This window comes from Hydrogenophaga sp. (assembly GCF_041633695.1).
GTDB lineage: Bacteria > Pseudomonadota > Gammaproteobacteria > Burkholderiales > Burkholderiaceae_C > Hydrogenophaga.
Map to the genome: position 1 here is coordinate 1 of NZ_JBFJMY010000249.1, position 6,237 is coordinate 6,237.

General features: G+C 63.6%; 8 protein-coding genes and 1 pseudogene. 8 read left to right on the top strand and 1 reads right to left on the bottom strand.

What is annotated here, in order from left to right; translation table 11 throughout:
- From ABYB95_RS14910 to tatC, 5 genes and pseudogenes are all read left to right on the top strand, one after another.
- Positions 1 to 193: fumarylacetoacetate hydrolase family protein (locus tag ABYB95_RS14910; protein ID WP_372659359.1), on the top strand; the 193-nt coding region annotated here is incomplete at its 5' end.
- A 294-nt stretch (positions 194 to 487) separates the two neighbouring features.
- On the top strand, positions 488 to 850 hold the full coding sequence (locus tag ABYB95_RS14915; protein WP_372659360.1) for a histidine triad nucleotide-binding protein: 363 nt from the start codon (positions 488 to 490) through the stop codon (positions 848 to 850).
- A 122-nt stretch (positions 851 to 972) separates the two neighbouring features.
- Positions 973 to 1,224, top strand: a complete 252-nt coding sequence (tatA, locus tag ABYB95_RS14920) for a Sec-independent protein translocase subunit TatA (RefSeq protein WP_372659361.1) — start codon at positions 973 to 975, stop codon at positions 1,222 to 1,224.
- A gap of 90 nt (positions 1,225 to 1,314) precedes the next feature.
- Positions 1,315 to 1,815, top strand: a pseudogene (locus ABYB95_RS14925) (twin-arginine translocase TatA/TatE family subunit).
- Positions 1,815 to 2,621, top strand: coding sequence for a twin-arginine translocase subunit TatC (gene tatC / locus ABYB95_RS14930; RefSeq protein WP_372659362.1), 807 nt, complete (start codon positions 1,815 to 1,817; stop codon positions 2,619 to 2,621). Before ABYB95_RS14925 ends, tatC begins: the two are co-directional and overlap by 1 nt.
- A gap of 12 nt (positions 2,622 to 2,633) precedes the next feature.
- Here tatC and ABYB95_RS14935 read toward each other — a convergent pair whose 3' ends face one another.
- Positions 2,634 to 3,788 (bottom strand): trypsin-like peptidase domain-containing protein, encoded by a 1,155-nt coding sequence (locus tag ABYB95_RS14935; protein ID WP_372659363.1) that lies wholly within the window; start codon positions 3,786 to 3,788, stop codon positions 2,634 to 2,636.
- A gap of 183 nt (positions 3,789 to 3,971) precedes the next feature.
- On the opposite strand from ABYB95_RS14935, the gene ABYB95_RS14940 reads away from it, so the two are divergent.
- The 3 genes from ABYB95_RS14940 to pdxA all read left to right on the top strand — a co-directional run bounded on the left by ABYB95_RS14940 (position 3,972) and on the right by pdxA (position 6,126).
- Positions 3,972 to 4,112 carry a DUF3149 domain-containing protein gene (locus tag ABYB95_RS14940; protein WP_372659364.1) on the top strand — a complete coding sequence of 47 codons (141 nt, stop codon included), beginning with the start codon at positions 3,972 to 3,974 and terminating at the stop codon, positions 4,110 to 4,112.
- 151 nt (positions 4,113 to 4,263) lie between these two features.
- Positions 4,264 to 5,037: a Nif3-like dinuclear metal center hexameric protein gene (locus ABYB95_RS14945; RefSeq protein ID WP_372659365.1), complete on the top strand. Its 774-nt coding sequence runs from the start codon at positions 4,264 to 4,266 to the stop codon at positions 5,035 to 5,037.
- A gap of 12 nt (positions 5,038 to 5,049) precedes the next feature.
- Positions 5,050 to 6,126, top strand: coding sequence for a 4-hydroxythreonine-4-phosphate dehydrogenase PdxA (gene pdxA, locus ABYB95_RS14950; protein ID WP_372659366.1), 1,077 nt, complete (start codon positions 5,050 to 5,052; stop codon positions 6,124 to 6,126).
- Positions 6,127 to 6,237 lie beyond the last annotated feature (111 nt).

The window sequence follows — 6,237 nt, forward strand, 5'->3', positions numbered from 1 at the left end:
GATCTTCCCGGTTGCCGAGATCGTGTCCTACCTCAGCCAGTTCATGACGCTGCTGCCGGGCGACGTGGTGATCACCGGAACGCCAGAAGGCGTCGGCCTGGGCGCGAAGCCGACGCCGGTGTTCCTCAAGCGCGGTGATGTGATGACACTGAGCGCGGGCCCGCTGGGCAAACAACGACAGCAAGTGATCTAGGGCCTGTTCACACTATTTTTCCAAGATGCGTTGCGGATCAAAAAGGCCATGCGCAAGGCGCCACATACAACCGATGGGGCAGCCGGGATTTCCCCCCCCGGCCAGGCTTTGCAACGCCGCGCATGGCCTTTTTGGCCGCAACCCGAAGGGAAAGGGGTGAAAACAGCGCCACTCGTTGTTGCACTCCTAGGCCAGACAGCCAGTCTGGCCGTCGTCGCGCGCCTAGATTGGCGCTGTTTTCACCTCTTTCGCACTTGGAAAAATAGTGTGAACAGGCCCTAATTGCCACCCACCATGAACGCTCACGATCCCGATTGCATCTTCTGCAAAATCATCGCCGGCCAGATTCCCAGCAAAAAGGTCTACGAGGACGATGAGTGGTTTGCGTTTCACGACATCCACCCCTGGGCGCCGGTGCACTTTCTGCTCGTGCCCAAGCAACACATTCCATCCATGGCCCAGATCGGTCCCGAGCACGAGCGCCTCATGGGGCGCATGATGGTGCTGGCGCCGCGACTGGCCATGGAGCTGGGCTGCAAGCCGTATCCCGATGGCGGTTTTCGCATGGTGTGCAACACCGGCACCGAAGGCGGACAAGAGGTGCACCACCTGCACATGCACGTGATGGGCGGGCCGCGCCCTTGGCTCAAGGGTTGATCTGGTCCCGGGCGCGGCACGGTCTGTCGCGGGTTTTGACCTGAGCACGGGGTGAACTCTGTTGCAGGCTTAGAATCCCACCAAGAGCAGTCTGCTCACAACATTCACGTTTGGAGATACACATGGGTTCGTTCTCAATCTGGCACTGGTTGATCGTGCTGTTGATCGTGGTGATGGTTTTTGGCACCAAGAAGCTGAAAAACATCGGTTCCGATCTCGGCGGTGCGGTCAAAGGTTTCAAAGACGGCATCAAAGAGGGCGGTCAGCCCGCAGAAGAGACGGCCGAGGCCAGCAAGACGGCCACCGCCAAGGTCACGCAAGACACCCACGCCGACAAGAACACGATCGACGTCGAAGCCAAACAAAAGAGCTGATTCGCGGGATAGCGGCGACCTCTACTGGGGGCGCGGTCCCTATCCGAGGCCCGACCCCGAGCCCGACACTGCCCACAGGATGGCCGACACATGATAGATCTGGGCATTTCCAAACTCGCCCTCATCGGAGCGGTGGCGCTGATCGTCATCGGTCCGGAGAAATTGCCGCGCGTGGCCCGCACCGTGGGCGCCTTGCTGGGCAAGGCGCAGCGCTACGTGGCCGACGTGAAGGCCGAGGTGGGCCGTTCTATGGAGCTGGAAGAGCTCTAGAAGATGAAGGACGAGGTGGAGACCGCCGCACGCGATGTGGGCGCGTCGGTGCAAAGCAGCACCAAAGACTTTGAAAAATCCTGGTCCGAGGCCACCGCCGAACTCGACGGCGCTTCGTCGTCCTATGGCGGTGACGATGCGCTGGGCTCCATCGGTTCTTCACTGAGCCCGGTGTACAAGCACCCGAAAAAGAACTGGCGCATCAAGCAGGCAGCCATGCCCCAGTGGTACAAGGCACGCACCGGTGTGCGCACCCGTACCCAATCCGGAGCGGCCCGTGTGGCCCGTTTCCGTCCCCGTTCCTCCTCTGCTCCCCGCTGATGTCCGACAACAAAGATACGACCGACGAACTCGCCGGTACCGAGCAGCCTTTTGTCCAGCATCTCAAGGAGTTGCGCGACCGCTTGCTGTACGGCATGGTGGCGCTGGGCATTTGCATGGCGTTTCTGGCCTACTGGCCGGGTCCCAGTGGCCTGATCGACCTGATTGCCGTGCCGATCCGGGCGCACATGCCGCCAGACGCCAAGCTGATCGCGGTGGACGTGTTCTCCCCGTTTTTTGTGCCGATCAAGGTGTTGGCCATGGCGGCCCTGCTGATGTCGCTGCCGGTCTGGATGTACCAGTTGTGGTCGTTTGTCGCGCCCGGCCTCTACAGCCACGAGAAGCGCTTCGCCGTGCCCTTGATTGTGTTGGGCAGCAGCCTGGCCTACGCTGGCATTGGCTTTGTGCAGTTTTTTGTGCTGGACAAGATGTTCGGCTTCATCCAGAAATTCACGCCCGCCAGTGTGGCGGCCACGCCCGACATCGCGTCGTACGTGGAGGCGATTCTGTCGCTGTATCTGGCTTTTGGCCTGGCTTTCCAGGTGCCCATCGTGGTGGTCTTGCTGGTCCGCTTCAACATGGTCACGGTCGAGAAACTCAAGCAGTTTCGCGGCTACTTCATCGTGGTCGCTTTCGTCATCGCAGCGGTCGTCACGCCGCCCGATGTGATTTCGCAACTCGCCCTGGCTGTGCCCATGTGCCTGCTCTATGAGCTGGGAATCCTGGGCGCCACGTGGTTTGTGAAGGGCGCCGACAAAGCCGACGCCGATAAGGCCGACGCAGACAAAGACGAAACCGGTGACTGAGCCGGTCCGGGCCTAGCGCGCAGGCGTTGGGCGCTGCAAATTGCGCTTGCCGGGCGTCACGTCCACCTGTTGTTTGCCGTCCCGGCGGATCAGCTCCAGCGTGGCGGGGGTGCCGGGCGCAAGCGCCGCCACCGCTGAAAGCAGCTGGGCCACCGTGGACACGCTGCGTCCCGCCACGGTGGTGATCACGTCGCCCGGACGGATGCCGGCCTGGGCGGCTGGACCGTTTTGCAGCACCCCGGTGATGATCACTCCCGTGCCCAGCGGCACACCAAAACTTTCGGCCAACTCCTTGCTGAGCTCCTGTGGCTCCACGCCGATCCAGCCACGCGTGACCTGACCGTCGCGGACGATGGACTCCATCACGCTGCGTGCGGTGGAGGTGGGAATGGCGAATCCGATGCCCATGGAGCCGCCCGAGCGGGAGTAGATCGCGGTGTTGATCCCCATCAGGTGACCGTTCACGTCCACCAGCGCCCCGCCAGAGTTGCCCGGGTTGATGGCGGCGTCGGTCTGGATGAAGTTCTCGAAGGTGTTGATGCCGAGCTGGGTGCGTCCCAGCGCGCTGACGATGCCACCGGTCACGGTCTGGCCAACGCCAAACGGGTTGCCAATGGCCAGTACCTGGTCGCCAATCAACAAATCGTCGGAATTGCCCAGGGTGATGACGGGCAGGTCGGTGAGTTCGATCTTGAGGATGGCCAGGTCGGTTTCGGGGTCGGTACCGATGACTTTGGCCACGCTTTTGCGCCCGTCGTTGAGGATGACCTCGATCTCGTCCGCCTCTTCGACCACGTGGTTGTTGGTCAGAATGTAGCCCGCAGGGCTGACGATCACGCCCGAGCCCAGGCCGGTCTGGGGTTGGGCCTGGCCCTGGTCACCGAAGAAGAAGCGAAACCAGGGGTCTTCGCTCTGGGCGGCGTTTTCTGCGGCCTTGCTGGTGTTGATGCTGACCACCGCTGGCGAGGCCGCGCGGGCCGCGCCGCTGAAACCGCGAACACCGTTGCTGGCTTGGGAAGACGAGCTGGATGCGCTCTCAAACACCGGCACCACGGACGACAGGACCGGCTTGCGGTCCAGCCACTGGGGCTTGAGCGTGGCGACCACGAAGAAGCCGGCCAGCAGCAGGGTGACGGTTTGGGCAAACAAAAGCCAGAGTCGTTTCATGTCGGATCAGGTCAAAAGGGCTCAAACGCCCGAAATGCGGGTATGCCACCCGCCAAGTGGCAACCATTGTCCCGCATATGCCCGCGCTTTTCACGACTTCACGGCGCTTGATGCAGGTCAATGCCGCTTGCGCCTGGGTGGCGTGCAATGAACGCCCGATGTGTATCTTGTCTGGAGCGCCGTATGAAAGCCCTTGTGGATTTGTTTTCGACCGATTACGGTCTGTTCAGTGTGGCGGGCCTCGCGTTCATGGCGTTCATGGCGGTCTGGTTTTACCGCTTCTTTCAACGCAAGATGGACGAATCGGAGTCCGTACCGAAGTGAAACGCCTTGCGCGCTTCGCGCCCTCCCACCGACGTTGGGGGCGTCAACTGGCGGCGGGCGGGCGCGGGCTGTCAAAATAGCTGGCTGGGCCGCTGGCCTGCGCGCTTCGTGTTGTGCGGTCGCGCCCAAGATTTTGAACCACCCCACGCCCATGAACACCTCTTCCCCGGTCACCCGCCAGGCCTTGCTGGGCGCACTGGACGGTTTGCTGCAACCCGAACAGTTTCGCGACTATGGGCCCAACGGCTTGCAGGTCGAGGGATGCGGCGAAGTCACCCGTCTGGTGTCGGGCGTGACCGCGAGTCTGGCGCTCATCGACGCGGCGATTGCCGCCGGTGCCGACGCCATCCTGGTGCACCACGGCCTGTTCTGGCGCGGACAGGACGGTCGGGTGACCGGCTGGATGAAGCAGCGCCTGTCCCGCCTGCTGGCGCACGACATCAATCTGTATTCCTACCACCTGCCGCTGGACGCACATCCCGAGCTGGGCAACAACGCTCAGCTGGCCCAACGCCTGGGCGTGGAGCGCCTGGCCGGTGAGGCGGGGCGCTTTGGGGAGCAGTCTCTGGGGCTGTTGGGCGAACGGCGTTCGGGCTCGGCGGCAGAGCTGGCCCGCCATGTCGAGCAGACACTGGGGCGTTCGGTGACGCTGGTGGCCGAGCCGGACCGGGCGATCGAACGTGTGGCCTTGTGCACCGGTGGCGCACAAAGTTATTTTGAAGCCGCCATCGCCGCGGGTGCTGATGTGTTCATCACCGGTGAAATTTCCGAGCCCCAGGCGCACTATGCGCGCGAGTGCGGTGTGGCCTACATCGCCTGCGGGCACCACGCGTCGGAGCGCTATGGTGCGCAGGCTGTGGGTGCACGGGTGGCGGCCGACCTGGGCTTGCAGCACCTGTTCATCGACATCGACAACCCGGCCTGACCCGGCGCCACCATGTCGTCTGCAAATCCCGCTTCGTCCGTCCATGCCCAGCCGACCGGGCAGCGCAAACCCTTGCTGTTGACCATGGGCGATCCGGCCGGCATCGGGCCGGAGATCGTGATCAAGGCCTTTCTCGAACGGCCCCATTTGCGACAAGATGCGGTGGTGATCGGCGACCTGAACGCTTTGCAGCAAGCGCTCGACGTCTGCGCGGCGGCCTCCATTGCGGGAGCCGCGTCTTTGACGCTGTCACCGATCCAGCGGCTGGCCCAGCTGGGTCAACTGCCAGCGGGGCATGTGGCGGTGTTGCAAGCCTGTGCATTGGATGGTTTGGTGCCCATGGGGCAGGTGAGCGCGCAAGCCGGCCAAGCGGCCGCCGATTGCATCCGTTTGGCCGCCCAGACTGCACTGGCGGGTCAGGCCCGTGCGGTGGTGACCGCGCCCATCCACAAGGAAGCGCTGGCGGCAGCGGGTATCGGCCACCCCGGGCACACGGAATACCTGCAGGCACTGGCCGCCGCGCACCTGGGTGTGTCGGTGGATGCCTTGCCGGTGCGCATGATGCTCAGCGCGCCGGGCCTGCGCACGGTGCTGGTGAGCATCCACGTGTCGCTTCGACAGGCGCTGGATGCCGTGACACGGGAAGGCGTCTTGTCGACGCTGCGCATCCTGACCGCACATTTCCGCCTGGGTGGATGGGAGCGCCCCCGCATCGCGGTAGCGGGTCTTAACCCGCATGCTGGGGAGGGCGGGCTGTTCGGGCGCGAAGAAATCGACAGCATTGCACCCGCTTTGGAGCAGGCCGCGCGCGAGGGCATGCTGGTCAGTGGCCCGCACGCACCCGATACCGTTTTCATGCGGGCCAGGCAAGGAGAGTTTGACGTGGTGGTCGCGATGTACCACGACCAGGGCCTGATACCGGTCAAGCTGCTGGGGCTGGAGCACGGCGTGAACACCACCCTGGGATTGCCCTTCGTTCGAACCAGCCCCGACCATGGCACGGCGTTCGGCATTGCCGGGCAGGGCGTGGCCAGTGCGGCCAGCCTGCTGGCGGCCGTGGACGCGGCGGACGGTCTGCTGCAGACGTGAAAAAGCCACTGCCTGTTCGGGCAGTGGCTTGGTCCAAATAGGGCGTTGGGCGCTTATTTGCGCAGGTTGTCTCGGATTTCGCGCAGCAGCAACACGTCTTCGGGTGTGGGC